Raw genomic sequence first — 22,394 nt, 5'->3', positions numbered from 1 at the left:
TCCCTCCGCCGCCCGTTCAGCCTGCTCCGCCCGCGCGCGGCGCGCCAGACTGGCGTGCGCGGCCGCGGGGGCAGGGATCGCTGCCCGAACGGGCAGTTCAGCCCTCGGTCACCAGTGCCAGGTACGGGCCGAACTCGCGGTCCAGGCACAGCCGGCCCAGCTTGCGGTACTCGCGGGCGACCGCGCCGACCAGGTCGCCCATCGCCACCGGGCGGCCCGCCTCGGCGGCCAGGTACGCGCCGGTGACGGCGGCCGAGCGGATGTGCCCGCCCGCCAGTTCGAACGCCCCGGCCAGGAACCCGAGGTCGACGTCTTCGCCGCGCGGGAGGCGCGTGCCGAGGCAGCGGTCCCACAGCCGGCGGCGCAGCTCGACGTCCGGCAGCGGGAAGTCGACGATCACGTCGAGCCGCCGGGTGAAGGCCTCGTCGAGGTTGGCCCGCAGGTTGGTCGCCAGTACCGCGATCCCGTCGAAAGTCTCCATCCGTTGCAGCAGGTACGCGCTTTCGATGTTGGCGTACCGGTCGTGGGCGTCGCGGACCTCCGAGCGCTTGCCGAAGATGGCGTCCGCCTCGTCGAACAGCAGCACGGCGTTGACCCCGGACGCCTCGGTGAAGATCCGCTCCAGGTTCTTCTCCGTCTCGCCGACGTACTTGTCCACCACCGTCGCCAGGTTCACGGTGTACAGGTCCAGCCCGAGCGCGGCGGCGACGACCTCCGCCGACATCGTCTTGCCGGTGCCCGAATCGCCGGCGAACAGCCCGGTCACGCCGCGGCCGCGGCCGCCACCGGGGCGCATCCGCCACTCGTCGAGCACCTGGTCGCGGTAGCGGGCCCGGGCGGCGAGCTCGTCGAGCAGCGACAGGACCCCGGCGGGCAGCACCAGGTCGGGCCAGCCGACCGCCGGTTCGATCCGCCGCGCGAGGCGTTGCAGGCCGGCGGCGTTCTGGCTCCGGGCGCCCGCGCGCAGGTGTGCCGTGCGGACCAGGCCGCCGTCGGCCAGCGCGGTCACCGAGGCGGCTTTCGCGGCGCGGGCGATCTGCCCCGGCCCGAGCACGAAGTGGGCGGTGGCCTCGCCCGGGTCGACGTCCGGGGCGAGCCGGCCTTCGAGGTGGCCGCGCCAGAGTTCCGCGCGCCGGGCGGCGGGCAGGGGTGCGGCGTCGAGCTGCAGCGGCGCGGTCGCGCTCCACCGCGGGTCCCAGGCGCCGGTGCCGTGCGCGATCAGCGGGATCGCCGGGTGGGCGAGGTCCGCGAGCCGCGGGTCGGCGACCGGACCGAGCACGATCCCGGCGCCGCGCAGCAGCGCCTCCCGCCGCAGTGACCCGGTGAGCTCGGGTTCGGCCTGCCAGCGCTCCGCGTCCACCACCAGCGCCGGGAACCCGGCCGCGGCCAGCGCGCCGACGCCGAGCTCTTCCGCGCCGCCGCCGGGGTGTTCCTTCAGGTAGACCAGCCCGACCCGGTCGCCGATCGCGCGGGCGAGCCGGTCGCGCCCGGGGACTTCGACGAGCTCGGTGCCCAGGTGGGCGCAGCCGGCGAGCTCGGGGGCGAGCCGATCGTCGCCGAGCAGGTGGTTCACCACGCGGTCGGGGACGCGCAGCGTGCGCGAGAGGAACGGCCGGTCGTCGTCGCCGACGGTGAGCAGGCCGCAGGTCAGGAGCGGGGAGTCGGCGTCGAGCCGGGCCCGGCCGGCGGCCGAGGCCTCCGGGATCCCGCACAGGCGCAGGGCCAGCCCGGCGGTCGCGCGGCGGCGGGTGACGTCGTCGTTGAGGTAGCCGTAGAACTGCTCGAACCGGCTGTCGAGGTCGGGGGCCAGCGCGACCAGCAGCAGTTCGACGTCGACGCCGGTGAGGCCGGCGCGGCCGGCGAGCGGGCGCAGCCTGCCGTCCGGCGCGGAGTCGGCGAACGGCGGGAACGGTTCGCGGTGGCTTTCCAGCAGCGCGTCGATGGCTTCGTTCGACAGGTACAGGCCGCGGAACGGGTCGTCGGGGTTCGGGTCGCCCGCCCGCCTGCTGTCGACCGCGTCGCGAATGCGCTGTTCGAGCCGGGCCACCCGCTCGAACAGGTACCCCTGGCTCACCGGGACTTCCGGTGCTCGCGGGCCATGGCGACCCGGCGCTGCCCGTCGACCGCGCCGGCGTCGGACACCCGGTGCCCGACGCGCTCGCCGCCGGTGTCGATCTTGAGGCCGTCGGTGGCGGGCGGTCCGGCGGGGTAGACGCGTCCACTGTGGATCGGCGCGGAGACGACGACGTCCAGCGACGGCTTGAGTTCGCCGCCCAGCGCGGTCCAGACGTCGGCGAACGCGCGGTCCTCCGGCGGCGGCAGCGCGACGGTCATCGGCACCGGCAGCCCCAGCTCGGCCAGTGAGCCGGTGAGCACCCCGGCCGGCACGGCCTCGTGCGGCAGCAGGCCGAGCAGCAGGTCCGAGAGCACGCGGTGCTCGTCTTCCGGGCGCTGGGTCCACGCGGTGACCAGGTAGGACAGCTTGACGTGCTGGGGCGGCAGGTGCCGCGCGGTGACCTGGCCGCGCTGGTCGTACTCGCTGAGCAGCCCCCGCGAACGGCGTCGCATGTCTTCGCGGACGTCGTAGAGGTAGATGTTGACGGTCGGGGCGTTGCGCCGGGCCGCCCAGTCCTTCGTGGGCGCGTCGAAGGCGACGTCGATTTCGCTGCCGCGCAGCGCTTCGTCCTTCACCAGCCTGCGCAGCGCCTCGTCGACCTCGTGGATCACCGGCGGACCTCCTCGGGCTGGCGGTCCTCCCACGATGAGCGTCGGGCGCCCGGCCGGACAGCCGCGCAGCGGCAGACCTTCGGGTACGCCCGGCTGCCCGTACGGGCAGGGCTCAGGTCCGGAGCAGGTCCAGGACCGCGGCGGACTTCGGCTCGTCCAGGAACCGCAGGCCCATGAAGTGGTCGCCGGCGGTGAAGCCGGGCAGCGCCCAGATCTCTTCGTAGGGCATCCCGGTGCGCCGGTAGTGCCGGAGGCTGTAGACGTTGCTGAACAAGCACTTCCCCGGATCCGGGTTCCACAACCGCCGCGCGAAGGCCGGGTTGCGGAAACCGTGCCCGACTTCGGCGACGGCCTGGACGTGCTTGCGGCCGGTGAACAGCACAACGTCACCGGTGGTCACGGTGTCCATCCGGCGGTCGTACTTGTCCTTGGCGCCCCAGAACCGGGCCCGGCCGTCGGGGTGCAGCGCGCTCAGGCGGGCGAAGTCGGCGGGGTCGAGCAGGTCGGCGTGCGCGCGGAAGTCCGCGGTCTGCTCGAGCGACTCGGCGCCGTAGCGGCGCGAGTCGGCGGTGCCGTAGGCGGGCTGGATGAAAACCTGGACCACGTCGGCAACCTACCCGCCGCAAAGGCAGAATGCCGGACATGGGGACCACCACCGAGCAGCTCGCCGTTCTCCTCGCCGGGCTGAGCAACCAGGACGAAGTGTTCGCCGTTTCCGGCGAACGGGACGCCACCACCCTGGCCGAGCACGTCCACGCACTGGCCGCCACCGGTGAGCAGCGCTGGGAAGCCGACATCGACCCGCGGACCCGGCCGGTCCCCCTCTCGGAGGTCGGCTCGGCGCTGCAGCCCGTCCCCCGCGACCTGGCCGAGCGGCGCCTGGCCGGGCTCGCCTCGCGCAGCCTGGTCTACACCTACGACATCATGGACGCCGAGCGCGCGCGGGAGCTCGCCGGGCAGCTGGTGGCCCTGCTCGGCGAAGACGCCGAGTGGTGGTCGAGCCAGGATCCGGCCGACGACTCCATGTCGAGCCCGGTCAGCCGCTGCACGGTCGACGCGGTGGTCGCCGGTGCGAACGCCACGCACTTCGCCGCCCTGCTCCAGCTGGGAGAGGATTAGCTCAGCCGCCGTGGGTGGTGTCTCTCTGGTAGTCGGTGTAGGTGTACGGGTTGTCGAGGATCTTGGTCTCCGGCACGTCCGGGTTCATCCCCTGCCGCCAGGCTTCCTCGCCCAGCTGGCCGCGCAGGTGCTCGACCGTCGCCTCGACCCGCTGCCGGAGCGCGGGGAAGTCCGCGCCGACCAGGCGGCCGTCGCGTTTGACGACGCGGCCGCCGGCCAGCACCGTGTGGACGTCGCCGCGCTGGGCCTGGAACGCCACGTGGCCGTAGGGGTTCAGCAGCGGGAACGACACCGGTGAGTGGTCGTTCTTCAGCAGCACGACATCGGCCTTCTTGCCGACGGTGAGGCTGCCGATGTCCGTGCGCCCGAGCGCGGCCGCGCCGCCGCGGGTGGCCCACTCGACGACCTGCTCGGCGCGCAGGGCCGCGTGCGTCACCGTCTCGCCCTTCGCGTGGGCTTCGAGGTGCTCGCGGGAGCGGTCCGCGCCCAGCGTCGTGCGCATCGCCGTGAACAGGTCGCCGCTCCACCAGACCGACGTGTCCATCGACAGCGACACCGGGATCCCGTACTGCCGCAGCGCCCACGTGGAGGGGTAGCCCTGGCCCGCGCTCTGCTCGCTTTCGGTCGACACCGACGCCGATCCGCCGGTCGCGGCGATCCGGTGGTAGGAGTCGGCCGACAGCGACGCGCTGTGCACGTAGATCGTCTCGGGGGTCATGAACCCGTGGTCGTGCATCAGGCGGATGCCGTCGTCGCCGGTCGCGCCCCAGACGCCGGCGTGCGTGGTCACCGGCACGCCCAGCTCGCGCGCCACCTCGAACGCGGGCTTCTCCGGGAACGCCGGGTCGCCGGTGACGTCGAAGGCGAGCTGGAAGCCCAGGTCGCCGCCGGTGCGGCGGGCGACGAAGTCGCGGAACTCCGGCGTGGCCGTCCAGTTCGCCGGTGCGTCCTGGATGTTGCCGTAGGCCAGCACGAACCGGCCGGGGACGGCTTCGAGCGCGTCGGCCGCCGCGTCGGCGTGCTGCGTGGTCTGCAGGCCGTGCGACCAGTCGACGGTCGTGGTGACGCCGGCTTCGAGCGCTTCCCACGCGCCGAGCAGGTTGCCCGCGTAGATGTCCTCGGGGCGGAACACCTTGCCCCATTCGAGGTAGTACCAGACGAAGTACTGCGTGAGCGTCCAGTCGGCGCCGTAGCCGCGCATGGCGGTCTGCCACAGGTGGCGGTGGGTGTCGATCATGCCGGGCAGGACGATCCCGCCGGTGGCGTCGATCTCCTCGGTTCCGGCGGGGACTTCCAGGGCGGGGCCGATCGCGGCGATCTCGCCGCCGGTGACGAGGACGTCTTCGCCGGCGAGGACCCGGCGGGAGTCGTCGAGGGTCAGCACCGTGCCGCCCCGCAGGACGATCGATCCGGACATGGCTGCCTCCGGTTGCGTACACTCGTCCGCTCTACGGACACTGAAGGGGTGGAGTCACCTTTGCCCAGTGCCGGGCCGGTGTCAATCCCCGCCGCTACGCTGCGGAGAGGACTGCAGAGGGAGGACGTGCATGCCACGCGAGGGAACGGGTCCCGACTTCATCGAAGCGCTGGCGCGCGGGCTCGAGGTGATCACGGCGTTCGGGCCGAACCGGCCGGAGATGACGCTCGCCGAAGTGGCCACCGCCGCCGGGCTGGCCCGCCCGACCGCGCGCCGGATCCTGCTCACCCTGGAGGAGCTCGGGTACGTCCGCGCGGGCGGGCGCGGCTACGCGCTCACGCCGCGCGTGCTTGAACTCGGCGTCGCCTACGTGCGGTCGATGGGCCTGTGGGACGTCGCCCGCCCGCACCTGGAACGCCTGGTCGAGCGCACGAACGAGTCGTGCTCGATCGCCCAGCTCGACGGCTCCGACATCGTCTACGTCGCCCGGGTCGCGGTGCCGAAGATCGTCGCGCTGGCCGTCCAGATCGGCACCCGCTTCCCCGCCCTGCCGACGTCGCTGGGCAAGGTGCAGCTCGCCGCCCTGCCGCCGGACGAGCTGGAGGCGGTGCTGGCCCAGCCGACCCGCTCCGGGCTCGTCCCGCGCTGGCAGCCCGGCCGGGCCGAGCGCGACGCCGAGCTGCGTGAGGTCCGCGCCCGCGGCTGGGCCCTGACCGACGAGCAGCTCGCGCTGGGCATCCGGTCGGTGGCCGCGCCGCTGCGCGACGGCGCCGGGCGGGTGATCGCCGGGGTCAACGTCAACTGCCACGCCGCCGAGACGCCGGTGGAGCGCCTGCTGGAGCACCACCTGCCGCTGCTGTTGCAGACCGCCGGGGAGATCAGCGCCGACTTCGCGCGGCTCGACGACGTCCCGCAGGTCACCGTGCCCGCGGTGTCTTGACCGCGGAGGCCCGCGAAGGCAAACTGCGGACAAGCGTCCGTTGGACGGACAGGAAGCGAGGAACCGGGTGGACACCAGCGCTACCGGCCCGCTGACCGGGCTGCTGGTCGCGGACTTCTCCCGGGTGCTCGCCGGCCCGTACGCCACGATGCTGCTCGCCGATCTGGGCGCCGACGTCGTCAAGGTGGAAGGGCCCCACGGCGACGAAACACGCACGTGGATGCCGCCGGTGCGGGGCGAGGTCTCCACCTACTACCTCGGCGTCAACCGCGGGAAGCGCTCCATCGCGCTGGACCTGCGCGACGACGCCGACGCCGCGGTCGCCCGCGAGCTGGCCGGCCGCGCGGACGTGGTGATCGAGAACTTCAAGCCCGGCGGGCTGGCCAAGTACGGCCTGGACTACGCCTCCGTCAGCGGCACCAACCCCGCCACCGTCTACGCCTCGATCAGCGGGTTCGGCTCCGGCGATGGCCGGCACGTGCCCGGTTACGACCTGATGGTGCAGGCGATCTCGGGGCTGATGAGCCTCACCGGCGATCCGGACGGCCCGCCGTACCGGGCGGGGATCTCGGTGTTCGACGTCATGGCGGGCAACCACGCGGTGATCGGCATCCTCGCCGCGCTGCGCCACCGCGACGCGACCGGCGAAGGGCAGCACGTCGAGGTCAACCTGCTGTCCTCGGCGCTGACCGGGCTGGTCAACCACAGTTCCGCCTACGCCGCCGGCGGGGTGGTCCCCTACCGGATGGGCAACGCCCACCCGAGCGTCTTCCCCTACGAGCCGCTGCCCACCGCCGACGCCGACCTGATCGTCGCCGCGGCCAACGACGGGCAGTTCCGCCGGCTGTGCGAGGTCCTGGACCTGCCGGACGTCCCGGACGACCCGCGGTTCGCCCGCAACGCCGACCGCACCGAGAACCGCGAGGAGCTGCGGCCGATCCTGGTGGAGCGGCTGGCCACGAGGAGCGCGGTGGACTGGTTCGAAGCGCTGACGAAGGTCGGTGTCCCGTGTGGACCGATCAACACCATCGACGGCGGGTTCGCGATGGCCGAGCGGTTCGGGCTCGACCCCGTCGTCGAGGTCGGCGAAGGCGACCGCGCGGTCCCGACCACGCGCCACCCGATCCGGTTCTCCGCGACGCCCGCCGCCTACCGGCTGCCCCCGCCGGAGCTCGACGAACACGGCGCCGAGCTGCGCGCCTGGCTGAAGGAGGACCGCGATGCCTGACCGCGTCTACGAAACCGCGCTGGGTTCGTCCACGAAGGACAAGATCACGCTGCTCGGCCAGGACCTCGCCGAAGACGTCATGGGCTCGGTCGGTTTCGGCGAGCTCGCGTTCTGGCTCGCGACGCAGCGCCGTCCGTCCAAAGGGGAGACCCGGGTCTTCGAGGCGGTGCTGGCCGCGCTGGCCGACCACGGTTTCACCCCGACGGCGATCGTGACCCGGCTGACCTACCTCTCCGCCCCCGACTCCGTGCAGGGTGCGCTCGCCGCCGGGCTGCTGGGCGGCGGGTCGCGGTTCCTCGGCGTCACCGAGGACTGCGGCCGGTTCCTGCACGCCGTGCTCGAGACCGCCGAACGCCCGGCCGACGAAGCCGGCTGGGACGCGCTCGCGCTCGCGACGGTCGAAAAGCAGCGTGCGGAAAAGAAGTTCGTCCCGGGGCTCGGGCACCACGTGCACAAGGACGGGGACCCGCGCACCCGGCGGCTGTTCGCGATCGCCGAAGAGGAGGGCCTGCGCGGCCCCCACCTGGAACTGTTCGCCGCGATCGGCCGGGTGCACCCCCGGGTGCTCGGGAAAACGCTGCCGCTCAACGGCGCGGGCGCCTGCGGCGCGGCGCTGGCCGACCTCGGGCTGCCGCTGGAACTGCTGCGCGGGTTCGCGCTGCTGGCCCGGACCGCCGGGCTGATCGGCCAGCTCGCCGAGGAGCTGCGCCACCCCGTCGCGGACGACATCTTCCGGTCGGTCGACCTGAACAACCGCCCGGTGCCGCCGGACCCCGAACCCTGAGAGGAACGCCGATGCAGCTCGTCACCGAGGACAACATCACTGAGCTGGCCGCGGCGCGCTGGACGAGCGCGCACGACCCGCGCACGGCGGAGGTGCTGGCCGCGCTCGTGCGCCACCTGCACGCCTTCGCCCGCGAGGTGCGGCTGAGCGAAACCGAGTGGATGGCCGCGATGCGGTGGCTGACCGAAACCGGGCAGATCAGCGACGAGAAGCGCGAGGAGTTCATCCTCGCCTCCGACGTGCTGGGCTTGAGCATGCTGGTGGTGCAGATGAACCACGCCTTCGACGCGAAGGCGACCCCGGCCACCGTGCTCGGCCCGTTCCACATCGACGGCTCCCCCGAAAAGGAGTTCGGCGGCGACATGTCCGACGGCCTGCCGGGCACGCCGCTCTACATCACCGGGACCGTCGCCGGGCTCGACGGCTCCCCCGTCGCCGGCGCGGTGCTCGACGTGTGGCAGGCCGACGAGGAAGGCGCGTACGAGTCGCAGCTGCCCGGTATCGACGAAGCCCGGCTGCGCGCGAAGTACACCAGCCGCGCCGACGGCACCTACTGCCTGCGCACGATCGCGCCCAAGGGCTATTCGATCCCGATGGACGGCCCGGTCGGCGCACTGATCAGCGGCACCGACATCAGCCACTTCCGGCCCGCCCACGTGCACTTCCTGATCAACGCGGCCGGCTACGAGCCGCTGATCACGCACCTGTTCCAGGAAGGCGCCGAGTACCTCGACAGCGACGTCGTGTTCGGCACCAAACAGGAACTGGTCGTCGCCTTCGAGTCCCGCGAGCCCGGGCCGACGCCGGACGGCGGGCACTGCGCCGGGCCGTGGCTCGAGGCGCGGTACGACTTCGTCCTCCAGCCCGTGTGACCCGCGGTGCGCGCCGCGGAGATCCGGGTGGCGGGCGAGCCGCCGGTGGTGACCGACCGGCCGGTGCCCGAACCGGGACCGGAAGAGGTCGCGGTCAGTGTCACGGCGGCCCCGATCACCCCGCTGGACCTGCTCTGCGCGTCCGGCACGTCCTACTTCGGCCGCCCGGCGACGCCGTACGTGCCGGGCGTGCAGGGGGTCGGCGTCCTGACGCGGCCGGCGCCGACGCACCCGGCGGGCACGCCGGTCTGGTTCGCCACGACCGCGGGCATGATCCCCGGCGACGGCAGCATGGCCGAGCACGCCGTGGTGGCGGCCGCCGATGTGGTCGTCCTGCCGCCCGGGGCCGACCACGCGCTGGTGGCGGCGCTCGGGCTGTCGGCGGTCGCGGCGTGGCGGTGCCTGACCGGGACCGGGCGCCTCGCCACCGGTGAGACGGTCCTGGTGCTCGGCGCCGGTGGCGTGGTCGGCCAGTCGGCGATCCAGCTGGCGCGGGTAGCGGGTGCGGGGCACGTCGTCGCGTGCGCGCGTTCGGACGCCGCGCTGGCGAGAGCCCGGCGGCTCGGCGCGGACTCCACGGTCCGGCTCGAAGCCGGTGACGACGTGGGGAGCCTGGCGCGTCGGCTCGGCGAATGGCCGGCCGACCTGGTGATCGACCCGGTGTGGGGGCTCCCGGCCGCGGCGGCGCTGCACGCGCTGCGCCCGGGCGGGCGCCTGGTCAACCTCGGCAGCTCCGCAGGCGAGCAGAGCTCCCTGTCCTCGGCCCTGCTGCGCAGCCGCTCGCTGCACGTCCGGGGTTACACGAACAACGAGCTGACCGCCGACCAGCGCCGCGAGGCGCTGCTGACGGTGGTGGAGCACGCGATCGCCGGCGCGCTCACCGTCGACTACGCGCGGGTCGCGCTGCCGGACGCGCCCCGGGCGTGGACCCGCCCGGGGCGCGTGGTGCTAGTTCCCTAGCCCGGCGTAGCCGTCGGCGGCGAGGCGCTTGCCGATCTGGTCGTAGACGGCCTGGTCGTCGGGGGCGACCGTGGCGAGCCCGTCGACGTACCGGTTGAACAGGCAAAACGACGCCGCGATCAGCACGGTGTCGTGGATCTCGACGTCGGTGGCGCCCTCGGCGCGGGCGGCCGCGACGAGCTCGCCGGTGACCGCGCGCCCGGTTTCGCGGACGGCGAGGGCGATCCACAGCAGTGCCTTGATCTTCGCCGAGACGGGGGCGTCGTCGATCCCGCCGCACGCGGCGTCGACCACCGCGCGGCCGCCGTCGAGGGTTTCGGCGGCCGCGGCGGCGTGGCTGCCGGTGCAGAAGCGGCACTCGTTGCCGTTGGACACGACGGTCGCGATCAGCTCGCGTTCGCCGACGCTGAGGGAGTTCGGGCCGCGCAGCAGCACTTGGGCCAGCTGCCCGAGCGGGGCCGCGGTCTCCGGCCGGTAGGCGAAGAGCGAGGAGATCCCGGGCAGGTTCGGGTCGAGCGGGATGTGCGGCATCGGTCCTCCTGGCGGGGGCGGGGCGAGAGATCCTCCTGGCGAGTCTTTCGCCCCGCGGCGGCCCGGCCAACCTCCGCTTTGCGCAACCGGGCCGCCGCCGAACGCCTCAGCCGATGGTGAAGTCGTCCGCGTAGAGGGCACTTTGGCCGTACCAGCCGTGGACGTAGACCGTCACCGCGCCCGACGCGCCGGTGGTGAAGGGCACTGACAGCTGCGTCCAGCCGCTGCTCGAGGTCCACGTGCTCGCGGTGGCCCCGCCGCGGACGCCGATGTAGGCGTAGCTGCCCTGGACCCACGCCTTGAGGGTGTAGGCGTGGTTGGGGGCCAGGGTGATGTTCTGCGCGGCTTCGCCGGTGGCCGAGGCGGTGGGTACGACCTGCAGGGCGTGCGTGCCGGAGTGGGCCGGGGAGGCGACGATCGCGTCGCCGGTGGCGCTCCACGGGCTCAGCGTGCCGGTTTCGAAGCCGCCGTTGACCACGCCGCCGGCGGGCGGGGTGCCGGTGACGGTGAGGGTGAAGGTGGCGCTGTGGCTGCCGGAGCCGGCGGTGCCGGTGATCGTCAGCGGGTAGACCCCGGGGACGGCCGCGGTCGTGGTGCTCACCGACAGGGTCGCGGTGCCGCCCGCGGTGACCGTGCCCGGGCTGACCGACGCCGTGACGCCGGCGGGTGCGCCGGTGACCGAGAGCGCGACCTGCTGGGCGGAGCCGGACGTCACCGCGGTGGCGATGGTGGCGGTGGCGGACTTGCCGGGGTCGACGGCAGCCGAGGCCGGGTTCGCGGTGACCGAGAAGTCGTTGCCGGGCACGGAGGTGCCGCCGGTGAAGGGTTCGAAGGCGTGGCTGAAGAACCAGGTGTCCTGCGCGATACCGGAGCAGTTGTCCGCGGCGCCGCCGCCGGGGCAGCCGCCGTTGTCGCGCTGCAGCGCCCAGAAGGAGATCTCGTTGATGCCCTTCGAGACGGCCCAGTTGTAGACGGTGGCGGCGTCGGCGGTGGTGAACGTCTCGGCGGGGCCGAAGTCGTCGACGCCGATCATCTCGGTGACCCCGACGCTCGCCCACAGCTGCGCCTGCGTCTTGCCCGGGTAGAGCGCGGCGAGCTGGGAAACCAGGCCGGTGGCGGCGGTCTGGGTGTCGGTGGCCATCTGGTGGGCGGCGTTGTCGTAGTAGTCGAAGGTCATCAGGTTGACCACGTCGACGCGGGTGCCGTTGGTGACGGCGTTGCGCAGCACGGCCAGCCCGCTGTCGGCGAGGCCGCGGGTGGTGGTGGGCAGGGTGTAGGAGATCTGCAGGGAGCGCCCGTTCGCGGCGGCCCAGTCCTGGACCTTCTTGATGGCCTTGTTGCGGCGGTCGATCCCGGCGGAGTTGGTCAGCGAGTTGTCCTCGATGTCCATGTCGAGCCGCGGGACGTCGTAGGTGGTGATCACCGATTCGTACGCGGCGGCGATCGAGTCCACGCTGGTGCAGCTGTCGGCGATTTCGGTTCCGGTGTTGTCGGCGGTGTAGCCGCCGAAGGAGGGGATGACGTCCCCGCCGCGGGAGCGGATGGTGGCGATGTCGGCGCCGAAGGTCGCGTTCGCGATCGGCATCCCGGTGTCACCATTCCAGTAGACGGTGCAGGAGCCCTTGGTGGCGGCCTGGATGAACGCCATCGTGAGGTGCTTGGCGCCGGACTGCTGGGCCAGCGCGGCCGGGCTCTCCCCCGTCCAGGCTTCGAAGTAGGGCGCGAACACGTGCGCGGGCAGCGGCGTGGCGGCCTGGGCGGTCTCGGCGGCGGTGACCAGCGAACCGGCCGAAACCGCCAGCGTGGCCAGGAAAACGGACATTCGGGAGAAGATTCTGCGTGGTCGCATCGAGCGCTCCAGAGCCGGCGGTGAACCGTGCCGCGGCGGTGCACGGGGGAACGCCTTCAGGATTGGATCAGACCAATCCTGACGTCAAGGTCTAGACCACTAAACCGGCCGGATGGCCGTCCGGGTTGCGCCGGGCGTGACCATGTCCCGCGTTTAACGATCGTGACAAAAACGTTCCAACCCCTCGGGTATGCCGGTAGCGTGCGCGTCCATGCGGGTGACATGGGGGAAGATTGGACAACGCAGAGTGACCAAGCCGTGGCGAGCGGCCCCGAAAGCCGCCCTCTCCAGCCCGCTGACGCTGATCGTGGCCGCGGTGACCTCGCTGCTCGCCTGCTTCCTCGGCACCGCCGCGGTCCTGCAGGCCTCCGCCGCCGGCGGCGCCGCCGTCACTTACCAGACCGGCATCACCTGCCCCGACAGCTACGGCCCGGTGTTCGGCAAGGGCAACATCCGCGTCCAGGACATCCCCGCCCTCACCCAAGCCGTCCAACGGCACGCTCCCGCGCACGGCTTCGGCGCACCGGTCGTCGGCGCCTACACCACCGTCCTGCCCGGCACCCAGTTCAACGGCGACCCCCACTACAAGATCCGCCTCGGCTACCGCGACCAGACCGGTCTGGACAACCTCGCACTGCAGCAGGGCACCCGCGCCCCCGGGCTGTGGCTCGGCAACGTCGTCGCCGACGCCGAACACATCGGGATCGGCACCACGCCCGACTTCCACGGCGCCACGCTGCCCCCGGTCACCGGCATCTACCGCGACCTGCTCGACCCGCCACCCCGGTTCTGGTGCTCCCAGCAGTCCGGCGCCGTCATCGACCGCCTGGCCAACGACCCGATCGACTCGGTCGCCTTCGCCACCGACCAGAAGACCTTCGACACCGCCGTCAAGACCATCGGCCTGCCGACGATGCAGTACTTCCACATCTCCTTCTACGAGCAGGCACCGACCACCCTCAGCGGCGCCGAAGACCTGCTGCAGCGCTCCCACGACCTCGTCGACGACGTCCGCGCCGACCTGACCGCCCAGGGCCTCGGCTCCCTCGTCGCCGCCGACGTCCCGACCTTCGAGCGCTCGGTGCAGATCGCCCGCCAGGCCCAGGACAACGTGTTCGTCTCGATCCTGCCGCTCGCCCTGATCAGCGTCCTGGTCGGCTGCGCCGGCCTCGGCACCGTCGCCCTGCAGTGGTACCAGCGGCGGCACGCGCAACTGCGGCTGCTCTCCGCCCGCGGCAGCGGCCCGGCCGCCCTCGGCGGCCTCGCCGTCGCCGAACTCGGCCTGCCGATCCTCCTCGGCGGCGCCGCCGGAGCCGTCGCGGCCCGGCTGCTGCTCGGCGTCTACGGCCCGCCCGGCGCCCCCGACCCGGCCGCCGAGCTGCGGGCCGTCGGAGTCGCCGCCGGAACCCTGGTGCTCTCGCTGGCTCTGCTGGCCGCCGTCGTCGCCGTCCGCGTGCACCGCGAGTTCGAACTCGGCCGGGTGCGGCGCAAGGGCAACCGGGCCCGGGTGCTCGCGTACTTCCCGTGGGAACTCGCGACGGCGGGCATGGCCTGGCTCGGCTGGACCCGGCTGGCCCACTACGGCGGCGGATCCCGGCTCGGAAATCCATTACCGCAGGTGGATCCGCTGGCACTGACCTACCCGGTGTTCGTGGTGCTGACCGTGGGCCTGCTGACCGCCCGGCTGGCGTGGCTCGCTCTGCACGCCTCCCACCGCGCCCGCTTCTGGTCCAAACCCGCGTTGCAGCTGGCGATCCGGCGCCTCGCCGGCGCCCGCGCACCGGTCACCGGCGTCCTCGTCATCGGCACCCTCGCCGTGGGCACCCTCGCCACCGGGATCGGCATCGCCCACGGTCAGGAAGAGGCGCTCAACACCAAGTCCGCCGTCTTCGTCGGCAGCAACGCCCGCCTCGACACCGACAGCCCGATCGGCATGGGCGACGTCGCGATGCCGCCGTCCCTCGCCGGCACCAGCACCGTCGTCGGCGAACTGACCGGCACCGGCAGCGTGGTGCTCGTCGTCGACCCAGCGACGTTCGCCCACGGCGCCGCCGTGGACAGCGTCCCGACCGGCGACCTCGACGAGCTCCTGCGCAAGATCTCCCAGCCCGACCCGCGCGGGACACCAGTGATCCGCATCGGCCACACCCCCAAGCAGACCGCCACCCTGCCCGACGGCCTCCCCGACGCCGTCCCCGCCGGCGACCTGCCGGTGTTCCCCATGATCGGCACCTCACCCGGCTACGTCGTCTCCCGCACGGTGCTCAGCCACGCACAGCTCGACAGCGTCCCCAAGTGGAGCGTGCTCACCCAAGCGCCGCTGGCCGAAGCGACCACCGCGCTGCGCGGCGCCGGCGTCTTCATCCCCAACCGGGTCAGCCGCGAAACCGCCCTCGACGGCCTCCCGTTCTTCGTCGTCTCCTGGACGTTCTCGTTCGTCGCCCTCCTCGGCGCCGTCCTCGGCATCGTCGCGATCCTGGCCCTGCTCGTGGCCGTCGAAGTCCGCCGTCGGCAGAACGCCCTCGCCGGCGCGCTGGTGCTGCGCATGGGCATGCGCCCACGGACCCTGCTCGCCAGCCACCTCATGGAACTCGGCGCGCTCAGCGGCCTCGCGATCGTCGTCGGCGTCGTCTGCGGGATCTCCGTCGCCGGCCTCTCGGTACCGCGCTTCGACCCCGCCACCTTCCTCGCACCCCGCTCGGAACTACCCGACCCGCTGCCCTTCGTGCTCACCGTCGTCGTCATCGGCGTGGCCGTCGTCGCGCTGGCCGGCTGGATCGCGGTGCGCTCGGTGCGCACCGCCCGGACCGCGGAGCTGATCCGTGCCTGAAAAACCGATCTTCTCCCTCCACGGCATCGGCGTGGACTACCAGACCCCCGCCGGCATCGTCACCGGCGTCGACGACGTCAGCATCGACGTCCCCGCCCGCGGCATGACCGTCCTCGCCGGCCCCTCCGGCTCCGGCAAATCCACGCTGCTGCGCGTACTGGGCCTGTTCGAACAACCCGCCCGCGGCACGCTGACCTTCCAAGGCGCCGACGTCCGCAAGCTCAAGCACCGCGAACGACGAGCACTGCGCCGCCACCACCTCGGCCTGGTCTTCCAGAACCCCGCCGACAACCTCCTCGGCTACCTCACGGTCGCCGAAAACCTCCACGCCGCCGCCGAAGCCGCCGGCACCGACTGCAACGCCGAAGACATCCTCGGCCAGCTCGGCCTGCACGGCACCGGCGACTGGAAGATCTCCGCCCTCTCCGGCGGACAACAGCAACGCCTCGCATTCGGCTGCGTCCTCGCCGCCCGCTCCACCGTCATCCTCGCCGACGAACCCACCTCCCAGCTCGACGAAGCCTCCGCCGACCTCGTGCTCGACACCCTGCGCTACCTCGTCGACCAGGACTTCGCCGTCCTCGTCGCCTCCCACGACGACCGCCTCATCGACCTCGGCGCCCGCGTGGCCCGCCTGCACAAGGGCACCCTCGAAAGCATCGAAGAACGGGAACCGCAGCCATGACCCTCGTCGAAGCCAAGGACCTGCGCCGCAGCTTCACCCACCCCAGCGGCGACATCGAAGTCCTGCGCGGCCTCGAACTGCGCGTCGGCGCCGGCGAACTCGTCACCGTCTCCGGCCGCTCCGGCTCCGGCAAAAGCGCACTGCTGGCCCTGCTCTGCGGATTCGACGCCCCCGACTCCGGCTGCGTCCTCCTCGACGGCGTCCCCATCACCGGCGCACCCCCGTGGCACACCTGCGCCGTGCTACCCCAAGCCCTCGGCCTCGCCAACGAACTCACCATCGCCGAAAACGTCGCCCTCCCCCTCCGACTGCGCTCCGACATCCCCCGCCCCGCCGCCGCCGACATCCACACCCGCGTCACCGGACTCCTCGACGAACTCGGCATCGGCGACCTCGGCGACCGCTACCCCCTCGAGGTCTCCTTCGGCCAGCAGCAACGAGTCGCACTGGCCCGCGCCGTCGCCGGACGCCCCCGCGTCCTGCTCACCGACGAACCCACCGCCCACCTCGACGCCGGCTCCACCCCCCGCGTCCTGCGCCTGCTCCGCCGCTGCGCCACCGAGGGAGCCGCCGTCATCGTCGCCACCCACGACGACGAAGTCCACCGCATCGCCGACCGCCGCGTCCGCCTCCTCGACGGCGTGCTCACCGCACTGCTCGACTGATCGATCAGGAATCGAGAAGCCCCGGCCGACGGGCCGCGAATAACGTCGCAGGCGTACCGCAGCCCACGACACCAGGAGCACCACGATGACCACCCAGGGGATCAAAACCGTCCTGCACCCCGTCACCGACCTGGCCGCGGCCAAGGCCGTCTACACCGCCCTGCTCGGCACCGAACCCCAAGCCGACGCGCCCTACTACGTCGGCTACGACACCGAAGGCCAGCACATCGGCCTCGTCCCCCACGGCGCACAGCAGGGCATGACCGGCCCGGTGACCTACTGGCACGTCGACGACCTCGCGGCGAAACTCGCCGAAGTCACCGCCGCCGGCGCGAAGGTCAAGGACGAACCCAAGGACGTCGGCAACGGCCGCCTCGTCGCGACCTTCACCGACCCCGACGGCAACGTCCTCGGCCTCCTGCAGGACTAACCCAGCGCCGTCGCCCGGCTGACGTCCTCCCACGACGCCAGGTCCGCCGCCAGCGCCTCGTGCTGCGCCCGGATCGCCTCCACCGCGTCCGCCCCCAGCGCCAGGTGGAGCGGCGCGCCGGCACTCCCGACCGCCCGCACGATCGCCGCCGCGGCCTTCGCCGGGTCACCCGGCTGACTCCCGTCCATCGCGTCCACCGCCTCCCGCGTGCCCGACGTCGACACCGCGTACGCGTCGATCGTGCGGGAGCGGTGCATGCGACCACCACCGAACTCGGTCCGGAACGCACCCGGCTCCACGATCAGCACCCGCACCCCGAACGGCGCCACCTCCGCCGCCAGCGCCCCCGAAAGGCCCTCCAGCGCGTACTTCGCCGCGCAGTAAGCACCGAAGCCCGGCATCGAAAGCTGTCCGCCCATCGAACTGATCTGCACGACCGTCCCGCCACCCTGCGCCCGCAGGTGCGGCAGCACCGCCTTCGTCACCGCCACCGCGCCGAAGAACATCACGTCCAGCAACCCGCGCAACTCCGCCATCGTCAGCTCCTCGACCGCGCCGACCGAGCCGTTGCCCGCGTTGTTCACCACGATGTCGATCCGGCCGAACGCCGCCAGCGCCGTCTTCACCGCCGCGTCGATCTGCCCCTCGTCGGTCACGTCCAGCGCCGCCGTCCGCACCCGCTCACCGCCACGCGCCGCCAAGTCCGCCAACGTCTCCGGCCGGCGCGCCGTCGCCACCACGCGGTCACCCGCCGCCAGCGCGGCCAGCGCGATCTCCCGCCCGAACCCGGCCGAGCACCCGGTGATCAGCCAGACACGGCCGTCGGTGTTCGTCATCTTCCCGTCCTCCCAGTGGTTTTCCTCCCCCCATCCTGCGGACGATCACCACCGGGACGCCAACACCGGTGTCCTGCCACGGCTACAGTCAGAGCCTGTGACCCCCGAGCTGCGGCAGCTGCGCTACTTCGTCGCCGTCGCCGACGAAACCAGCTTCACCCGCGCCGCCACCCGCCTCCACATCGCCCAGCAATCGCTCTCCCAGCAGATCACCGTCCTCGAACGCACCCTCGGCGCCCGCCTCTTCGACCGCGACGCCCGCGGCACCCGCCTCACCGCCGTCGGCGAACTGTTCCTCCCCGAAGCCCGCGCGGTACTCACCCGCGCCGACGAAGCCGTCGCCACCCTCGGCCGCGCCGTCCGCGGCGAAATCGGCACCGCCCGCCTCGCCTTCCTCACCACCACCGCGAACTACCTGCTGCCCCCGATCGTCCGCGCCGTCCGCGAACGCTTCCCCGGCCTCGCCGTGACGACCGCCGAAGCCCCCATCGCCGAACTCGTCGAAGGCCTCCGCACCGGCCGCTTCGACCTCGCCTTCACCCGCCCACCCCTGGTCGACGACCTCACCTCACGCACACTGCTCACCGAAGAGGTCTGCGCCGTCCTGCCCACCGGCCACCCCCTCGCCCAACACCCCACCCTGAAGCTCGCCGGCCTCGCCACCGAACCGTGGGTCCTCACCCCACGAACGAGCTGGGAACCCTGGCACCGCGCCTACGACACCGACTTCGCCGCCGCCGGCTTCACCCCGCACGTCGTCCAGCACGCCACCACCGTCCAAGGCCTCCTCGGACTCGTCGCCGCCGGCGTGGGCGTCACCCGCCTCACCCGCTCCTCACACAGCCTCCGCCGCACCGGCGTCACCTTCATCCCCCTGGACGGCGACCTCGCCCGCACCGAGCTCGTCTGGTCACCCGGCAACGACAACCCCGCCATCCGCACCATCACCGACGTCGCCCTCGAACTCGCCGCGACCACCGACCTCACCGAAGCCGGCTAGCCCTGATCCACTTCACCGGAGCCCGGCGCCCGAACCGTAGAATCGACGCCGATGCGACGTCTTCGGTGGTACTGGGGGGCACTGGTCCTCGTCAGCGTGGCCCTCCTGGTCGGCTCCTTCGTCTTCTTCGGCTCCGAAAGCAAGAACGGGCAACCCCAGCCCCGCCAAGGACCACCCGGCACCGGCCCGCTCACCGTCGTCGCCATGGGGGACAGCACCGTCTCCGGCGAAGGCGCCGGCCAGTACACCGCCACCACCAACGGCCAAGGCGGCAACTGGTGCCACCGCTCCCCCAACGCCTTCGTCGAAAAGATCGCCATCCCCGGCATCACCGCCCACGTCAACCTCGGCTGCTCCGGCGCCCCCGCCGGGCAAGTCGCCCTCGGCGACGTCAAGCAGTGGACCGAAGGCTCCCAAGCCCAGCAGCTCGCCACCCTCGTCAAGGACCACCGCGTCGCCGCCGTCGTCATCGCCGTCGGCGCGAACGACGAACCCCAGTTCTCCAACCAGGTCACCGAATGCTTCAAAGCCTGGTTCAACCCCGGCGGCCCGGCGTGCAGCGAAGCACTCAAGCAGAGCTGGCAGTCCAAAGTGGACGCCATGGTGCCCAAGGTCGCGACCGCCGTCTCCGACGTCAAGAAAGTACTGGCCCAAGCCGGCTACGTCCCCGCCGACTACCAGCTCGTCCTGCAGTCCTACGCCGCACCCATCGGCCCGGACCTGCCCGAAGACCTGCGCTCCCTCAACGGCTGCCCGTTCCGCGTCGAAGACCTCCGCTGGATCTCCCAGACCGGCATCGGCGTCCTGTCCTCCGGCCTGAAAACAGCCGCGCAGCGCACCGGCGCCCGGTTCCTGGACCTCGCCAAAGCCGGCGCCCAGCACGAAGCCTGCAGCGGCGGCGCCAACCCCGCGACCGAGTGGTTCACCCGCCTCACCCTGCAGCTCGCCGACCTCGGCCGGGCCGAGCGAGCCGGGCACGCCCTGCAGGAGTCGTTCCACCCCAACGCCGCCGGGCACACCGCGATCGCCAACTGCGTCACGGAGTTCATCGCGGCCCGCGAAGGGAACGCCTCCTGCCTCGCGGGCGCCGACGGGAAGCTGCACTCGGCCCCGGAGGTCGTGGCCCGCTGAGGCCCACCCCGGTCTGTAGCGGAGTTCTTATCCGTACCACGACTGTTTTTCAGCCCGCCAGGCCGTATATGACGTTATACACTTAAAGATCGAGCGCCGCGCGGAGGGCGATGTCGATGCGCTCCTGGACTTCCAGGTCGATCTCGGCGATCCGCTCGTCGAACCAGGGCCGGTAGAGCCGGGTCAGGTTCAGCGTCGACACCCAGTAGCGCGCGTCGATCGCGACGCCGAGGATGTCCTGCGGGTCGCGCTCCAGCAGCTCGGTGCCGAGCAGCCAGGGCCGCTCGGATTCGTTCACCCCGTCCGAGGACAGCAGCACGACCGTGCGCTGCCGGGCCGGTTCGGTCGGGGGGTGGTACGTCCAGACTTCACCCCTGCGCACGCAGATCCTTTTCCGCCGCGCTGCGCTCGGCCTCGTCCGATTCCGCGAGGGCCGGCTCCGGCTTCCGCGGGGTGTACCCCGTGCGAACCGCCTCGCGCCTGGCCGCCTTCGACAGCCAGGACGAGACCGAGATTCCGTGGGCTTTCGCGGCTCGTTCGGCGAATTCCAGCGCGCCGCTGTCCAGCGAAAGAGTGACCTTACGTGTTGCCATACCTTTTACCGTACCAGTGCTCCGGTCACCGGGCAGGAGCCCGGCGTCAGAACGTCGGCGAACGTCCCTCGAACGGCGTAGAGAGCACCACCGTCGTGCGGGTCGACACCTTCGCGGACTCGCGGATCCGGCGCAGGAGATCCTCCAGCCCCAACGGCGACGGCACGCGCACCAGCAGGATGTAGGACTCGTCGCCGGCCACCGAGTAGCAGGACTCGATCTCCTTGATGTGCTGGATGCGCTGCGGGTAGTCGTCCGGCGCCGCCGGGTCGTTCGGCGTGAGCGAGATCAGCGCCGTCAGCGGCAGGCCGATCTGCTCGCCGTCCAGCCGCGCGGTGTAGCCGAGGATGACCCCGCGCTGCTCGAGGCGGCGCACCCGCTGGTGCACCGCCGACACCGACAGCCCGACCCGCTCGGCGAGGTCGGTGAAGCTGCGCCGCCCGTCGGCCGCGAGCTCTTGGACGATCGCCTGGTCCAGCGGCTCCAGGCCGCCGGGCGTCATGCGTCCAGCACGACGAGCTCGTGCGGCTGGTTGTTGACGGACTCGACGCCGGTGTCCGTGACGATCACGATGTCCTCGATCCGGGCGCCCCAGCGGTTCGGCTGGTAGATGCCCGGCTCGACGCTGAAGGCCATGCCCGGCTCCAGCGGCAGCGCGTTGCCGGCGATGATGTACGGCTCCTCGTGCACGTCCAGGCCGATCCCGTGGCCGGTGCGGTGGATGAAGTACTCGCCGAACCCGGCCTCGGCGATGACGTCGCGCGCCGCGGCGTCGACGGCCTCGGCGGTGACGCCCGGCTTGACCGCGGCCACCGCGGCGGCCTGGGCGCGCTGCAGCACCGCGTAGGTCTCGGCCACGTCGGCATCGCGCGGCGTGCCGACGGCGTAGGTGCGGGTGGAGTCGGAGTTGTAGCCGGCGGGCAGCGGGCCGCCGATGTCGACGACCACGACGTCACCCTTCTCGATGACGCGGCCGGAGACGTCGTGGTGCGGGCTGGCGCCGTTCGGGCCCGAGCCGACGATCACGAAGTCGGCCTGGACGTGGCCCTCTTCGACGATGGCCGCGGCGATGTCGGCGCCGACCTCGGCCTCGGTGCGGCCGGGCCGCAGCCACTCGTGGACGCGGGCGTGCACGCGGTCGATCGCCGCGCCCGCCTCCCGCAGCGACGCGATCTCGGCGGCGTCCTTGCGCATCCGGAGCTCGCGCACGACCGGGCCGGCCAGCGTCTGCTCGGCCTCGCCGAGCGCGGCCCGCAGCGCCAGCACGTGCAGCGCCGGGGTGAAGTCGCTGACCGCGACGCGGCCGGGCTTGCCGAGCCGGTCCGCGACCAGCTCGTACGGGTCGTCGCCGTCCACCCAGGTGAGCAGCTCGACGCCGAGCTCGTCGGTCGGCACGTCGGCGTACCCGGGCGCCTCCAGCTTCGGGACGACGAGCGCCGGGGTGCCGTCGGCGGGCACGACGAGGGTGGTCAGCCGCTCGAACGAGCCACCGGCCTGCCCGAGCAGGTACCGCAGGTCGGAGCCGGGCGCGATCAGCAGGGCGTCGGTACCGGCGGCGGCCGCGGCGGTGCGGGCGCGGTCGAGGCGAGCGCGAAGGGCGGCGGCGTCGGGGGCTGGCGTGTGGAGGGAACGGCGCGACATGAGGGCGAGCCTAGCCGGGCGGGCCGGGTCCCCGGACCGCCCGGGGCCACGACATGCCGGGCCGGGTGACGCGCCTCCCCGCCACTCCCCTCCCCCGGGTGTTCGGAGGTCTTGAATGAGTCATTCAAGACCTCCGAAGACAGGGCTCCGGCAAAG

Annotated in this window: 23 protein-coding genes; 12 read left to right on the top strand and 11 right to left on the bottom strand. The window is 72.6% G+C overall.

Translation table 11 applies throughout. The features are described 5' to 3' along the window. Positions 1–97: 97 nt before the first annotated feature. The 3 genes from SD460_RS24840 to SD460_RS24830 form a co-directional block, all read right to left on the bottom strand. A complete protein-coding gene (locus SD460_RS24840) occupies positions 98–2,074 on the bottom strand; it encodes an ATP-binding protein (RefSeq protein WP_318306799.1) in 1,977 nt (658 codons plus the stop codon). After that, positions 2,071–2,727, bottom strand: a complete 657-nt coding sequence (locus SD460_RS24835) for a Pvc16 family protein (RefSeq protein ID WP_318306798.1) — start codon at positions 2,725–2,727, stop codon at positions 2,071–2,073. Before SD460_RS24835 ends, SD460_RS24840 begins: the two co-directional genes overlap by 4 nt. Before the next feature lie 112 nt (positions 2,728–2,839). Beyond that, positions 2,840–3,331, bottom strand: a complete 492-nt coding sequence (locus SD460_RS24830) for a hypothetical protein (RefSeq protein ID WP_290057458.1) — start codon at positions 3,329–3,331, stop codon at positions 2,840–2,842. 38 nt (positions 3,332–3,369) lie between these two features. Between SD460_RS24830 and SD460_RS24825 the strand changes: the two genes are divergently transcribed. After that, positions 3,370–3,846, top strand: a complete 477-nt coding sequence (locus tag SD460_RS24825) for a hypothetical protein (protein WP_290057457.1) — start codon at positions 3,370–3,372, stop codon at positions 3,844–3,846. 1 nt (position 3,847) lies between these two features. Here SD460_RS24825 and SD460_RS24820 read toward each other — a convergent pair whose 3' ends face one another. Further along, entirely contained in the window at positions 3,848–5,263 is a 1,416-nt protein-coding gene (locus SD460_RS24820) for an amidohydrolase family protein (RefSeq protein WP_290057456.1), read from the bottom strand. Between the two features lie 130 nt (positions 5,264–5,393). Here SD460_RS24820 and SD460_RS24815 point away from each other — a divergent pair, with 130 nt between their 5' ends. The 5 genes from SD460_RS24815 to SD460_RS24795 all read left to right on the top strand — a co-directional run bounded on the left by SD460_RS24815 (position 5,394) and on the right by SD460_RS24795 (position 10,047). Then, positions 5,394–6,203 (top strand): IclR family transcriptional regulator domain-containing protein, encoded by an 810-nt coding sequence (locus SD460_RS24815; RefSeq protein WP_290057455.1) that lies wholly within the window; start codon positions 5,394–5,396, stop codon positions 6,201–6,203. Between the two features lie 67 nt (positions 6,204–6,270). After that, positions 6,271–7,431, top strand: a complete 1,161-nt coding sequence (locus tag SD460_RS24810; RefSeq protein ID WP_290057454.1) for a CaiB/BaiF CoA transferase family protein — start codon at positions 6,271–6,273, stop codon at positions 7,429–7,431. Beyond that, positions 7,424–8,215 (top strand): citryl-CoA lyase, encoded by a 792-nt coding sequence (locus tag SD460_RS24805; RefSeq protein ID WP_290057453.1) that lies wholly within the window; start codon positions 7,424–7,426, stop codon positions 8,213–8,215. The genes SD460_RS24810 and SD460_RS24805 overlap by 8 nt, the downstream gene beginning before the upstream one ends. Positions 8,216–8,226: 11 nt before the next feature. After that, on the top strand, positions 8,227–9,087 hold the full coding sequence (locus tag SD460_RS24800; RefSeq protein ID WP_290057452.1) for a dioxygenase family protein: 861 nt from the start codon (positions 8,227–8,229) through the stop codon (positions 9,085–9,087). A 6-nt stretch (positions 9,088–9,093) separates the two neighbouring features. Then, entirely contained in the window at positions 9,094–10,047 is a 954-nt protein-coding gene (locus SD460_RS24795) for a quinone oxidoreductase family protein (RefSeq protein ID WP_290057451.1), read from the top strand. Here SD460_RS24795 and SD460_RS24790 read toward each other — a convergent pair. After that, positions 10,036–10,578: a carboxymuconolactone decarboxylase family protein gene (locus tag SD460_RS24790; protein WP_318306797.1), complete on the bottom strand. Its 543-nt coding sequence runs from the start codon at positions 10,576–10,578 to the stop codon at positions 10,036–10,038. The two genes, SD460_RS24795 and SD460_RS24790, sit on opposite strands and share 12 nt — an antisense overlap. A 106-nt stretch (positions 10,579–10,684) precedes the next feature. Then, complete coding sequence (locus SD460_RS24785) at positions 10,685–12,400, bottom strand: glycosyl hydrolase family 18 protein (protein ID WP_290057449.1); 1,716 nt, start codon at positions 12,398–12,400, stop codon at positions 10,685–10,687. A gap of 274 nt (positions 12,401–12,674) precedes the next feature. On the opposite strand from SD460_RS24785, the gene SD460_RS24780 reads away from it, so the two are divergent. From SD460_RS24780 to SD460_RS24765, 4 genes are all read left to right on the top strand, one after another. Further along, the gene (locus tag SD460_RS24780; RefSeq protein ID WP_318306796.1) at positions 12,675–15,257 is read left to right on the top strand and encodes an FtsX-like permease family protein; all 2,583 of its coding nucleotides are present in this window, start codon (positions 12,675–12,677) and stop codon (positions 15,255–15,257) included. Further along, the gene (locus SD460_RS24775) at positions 15,250–15,942 is read left to right on the top strand and encodes an ABC transporter ATP-binding protein (RefSeq protein ID WP_290062015.1); all 693 of its coding nucleotides are present in this window, start codon (positions 15,250–15,252) and stop codon (positions 15,940–15,942) included. The genes SD460_RS24780 and SD460_RS24775 overlap by 8 nt, the downstream gene beginning before the upstream one ends. Further along, positions 15,939–16,607 (top strand): ABC transporter ATP-binding protein, encoded by a 669-nt coding sequence (locus SD460_RS24770; RefSeq protein WP_290062014.1) that lies wholly within the window; start codon positions 15,939–15,941, stop codon positions 16,605–16,607. Before SD460_RS24775 ends, SD460_RS24770 begins: the two co-directional genes overlap by 4 nt. 85 nt (positions 16,608–16,692) lie before the next feature. Continuing rightward, complete coding sequence (locus SD460_RS24765) at positions 16,693–17,037, top strand: VOC family protein (protein WP_290062013.1); 345 nt, start codon at positions 16,693–16,695, stop codon at positions 17,035–17,037. Here SD460_RS24765 and SD460_RS24760 read toward each other — a convergent pair. Then, entirely contained in the window at positions 17,034–17,873 is an 840-nt protein-coding gene (locus SD460_RS24760; protein ID WP_290062012.1) for an oxidoreductase, read from the bottom strand. The two genes, SD460_RS24765 and SD460_RS24760, sit on opposite strands and share 4 nt — an antisense overlap. A gap of 97 nt (positions 17,874–17,970) precedes the next feature. Between SD460_RS24760 and SD460_RS24755 the strand changes: the two genes are divergently transcribed. Together SD460_RS24755 and SD460_RS24750 are read left to right on the top strand one after the other, a co-directional pair. Further along, complete coding sequence (locus tag SD460_RS24755) at positions 17,971–18,873, top strand: LysR family transcriptional regulator (protein WP_290062011.1); 903 nt, start codon at positions 17,971–17,973, stop codon at positions 18,871–18,873. Positions 18,874–18,924: 51 nt separating this feature from the next. Beyond that, positions 18,925–20,004, top strand: coding sequence for a GDSL-type esterase/lipase family protein (locus tag SD460_RS24750; RefSeq protein ID WP_290062009.1), 1,080 nt, complete (start codon positions 18,925–18,927; stop codon positions 20,002–20,004). Positions 20,005–20,086: 82 nt separating this feature from the next. On the opposite strand, the gene SD460_RS24745 is transcribed toward SD460_RS24750, so the two are convergent. Genes SD460_RS24745 through SD460_RS24730 form a run of 4 tightly spaced genes read right to left on the bottom strand, consistent with a single transcriptional unit; the run spans position 20,087 to position 22,238 of the window. Then, complete coding sequence (locus SD460_RS24745) at positions 20,087–20,386, bottom strand: hypothetical protein (protein WP_125316436.1); 300 nt, start codon at positions 20,384–20,386, stop codon at positions 20,087–20,089. Beyond that, positions 20,373–20,597, bottom strand: a complete 225-nt coding sequence (locus SD460_RS24740) for a hypothetical protein (RefSeq protein WP_290062008.1) — start codon at positions 20,595–20,597, stop codon at positions 20,373–20,375. Before SD460_RS24740 ends, SD460_RS24745 begins: the two co-directional genes overlap by 14 nt. 46 nt (positions 20,598–20,643) lie before the next feature. Continuing rightward, entirely contained in the window at positions 20,644–21,099 is a 456-nt protein-coding gene (locus tag SD460_RS24735; RefSeq protein WP_290062007.1) for an Lrp/AsnC family transcriptional regulator, read from the bottom strand. Continuing rightward, a complete protein-coding gene (locus tag SD460_RS24730) occupies positions 21,096–22,238 on the bottom strand; it encodes a M24 family metallopeptidase (RefSeq protein WP_290062006.1) in 1,143 nt (380 codons plus the stop codon). The genes SD460_RS24735 and SD460_RS24730 overlap by 4 nt, the downstream gene beginning before the upstream one ends. Positions 22,239–22,394: the final 156 nt, after the last annotated feature.

It is taken from the genome of Amycolatopsis solani (assembly GCF_033441515.1).
Lineage (GTDB): Bacteria > Actinomycetota > Actinomycetes > Mycobacteriales > Pseudonocardiaceae > Amycolatopsis > Amycolatopsis solani.
Note: the sequence above shows the minus strand (reverse complement) of the source record. Positions and strands in the feature narration are given on the sequence as shown.

What these genes read in the sequence shown, in the direction of transcription:
- SD460_RS24825 (WP_290057457.1), top strand. Translation starts at nt 3,370, where the DNA reads ATGGGGACCACCACCGAGCAGCTCGCCGTTCTCCTCGCCGGGCTGAGC.
- SD460_RS24760 (WP_290062012.1), bottom strand. Translation starts at nt 17,873, where the DNA reads ATGACGAACACCGACGGCCGTGTCTGGCTGATCACCGGGTGCTCGGCC.
- SD460_RS24785 (WP_290057449.1), bottom strand. Translation starts at nt 12,400, where the DNA reads ATGTCCGTTTTCCTGGCCACGCTGGCGGTTTCGGCCGGTTCGCTGGTC.
- SD460_RS24740 (WP_290062008.1), bottom strand. Translation starts at nt 20,597, where the DNA reads ATGGCAACACGTAAGGTCACTCTTTCGCTGGACAGCGGCGCGCTGGAA.
- SD460_RS24820 (WP_290057456.1), bottom strand. Translation starts at nt 5,263, where the DNA reads ATGTCCGGATCGATCGTCCTGCGGGGCGGCACGGTGCTGACCCTCGAC.
- SD460_RS24735 (WP_290062007.1), bottom strand. Translation starts at nt 21,099, where the DNA reads ATGACGCCCGGCGGCCTGGAGCCGCTGGACCAGGCGATCGTCCAAGAG.
- SD460_RS24730 (WP_290062006.1), bottom strand. Translation starts at nt 22,238, where the DNA reads ATGTCGCGCCGTTCCCTCCACACGCCAGCCCCCGACGCCGCCGCCCTT.
- SD460_RS24800 (WP_290057452.1), top strand. Translation starts at nt 8,227, where the DNA reads ATGCAGCTCGTCACCGAGGACAACATCACTGAGCTGGCCGCGGCGCGC.
- SD460_RS24805 (WP_290057453.1), top strand. Translation starts at nt 7,424, where the DNA reads ATGCCTGACCGCGTCTACGAAACCGCGCTGGGTTCGTCCACGAAGGAC.
- SD460_RS24815 (WP_290057455.1), top strand. Translation starts at nt 5,394, where the DNA reads ATGCCACGCGAGGGAACGGGTCCCGACTTCATCGAAGCGCTGGCGCGC.
- SD460_RS24790 (WP_318306797.1), bottom strand. Translation starts at nt 10,578, where the DNA reads ATGCCGCACATCCCGCTCGACCCGAACCTGCCCGGGATCTCCTCGCTC.
- SD460_RS24765 (WP_290062013.1), top strand. Translation starts at nt 16,693, where the DNA reads ATGACCACCCAGGGGATCAAAACCGTCCTGCACCCCGTCACCGACCTG.
- SD460_RS24750 (WP_290062009.1), top strand. Translation starts at nt 18,925, where the DNA reads ATGCGACGTCTTCGGTGGTACTGGGGGGCACTGGTCCTCGTCAGCGTG.
- SD460_RS24770 (WP_290062014.1), top strand. Translation starts at nt 15,939, where the DNA reads ATGACCCTCGTCGAAGCCAAGGACCTGCGCCGCAGCTTCACCCACCCC.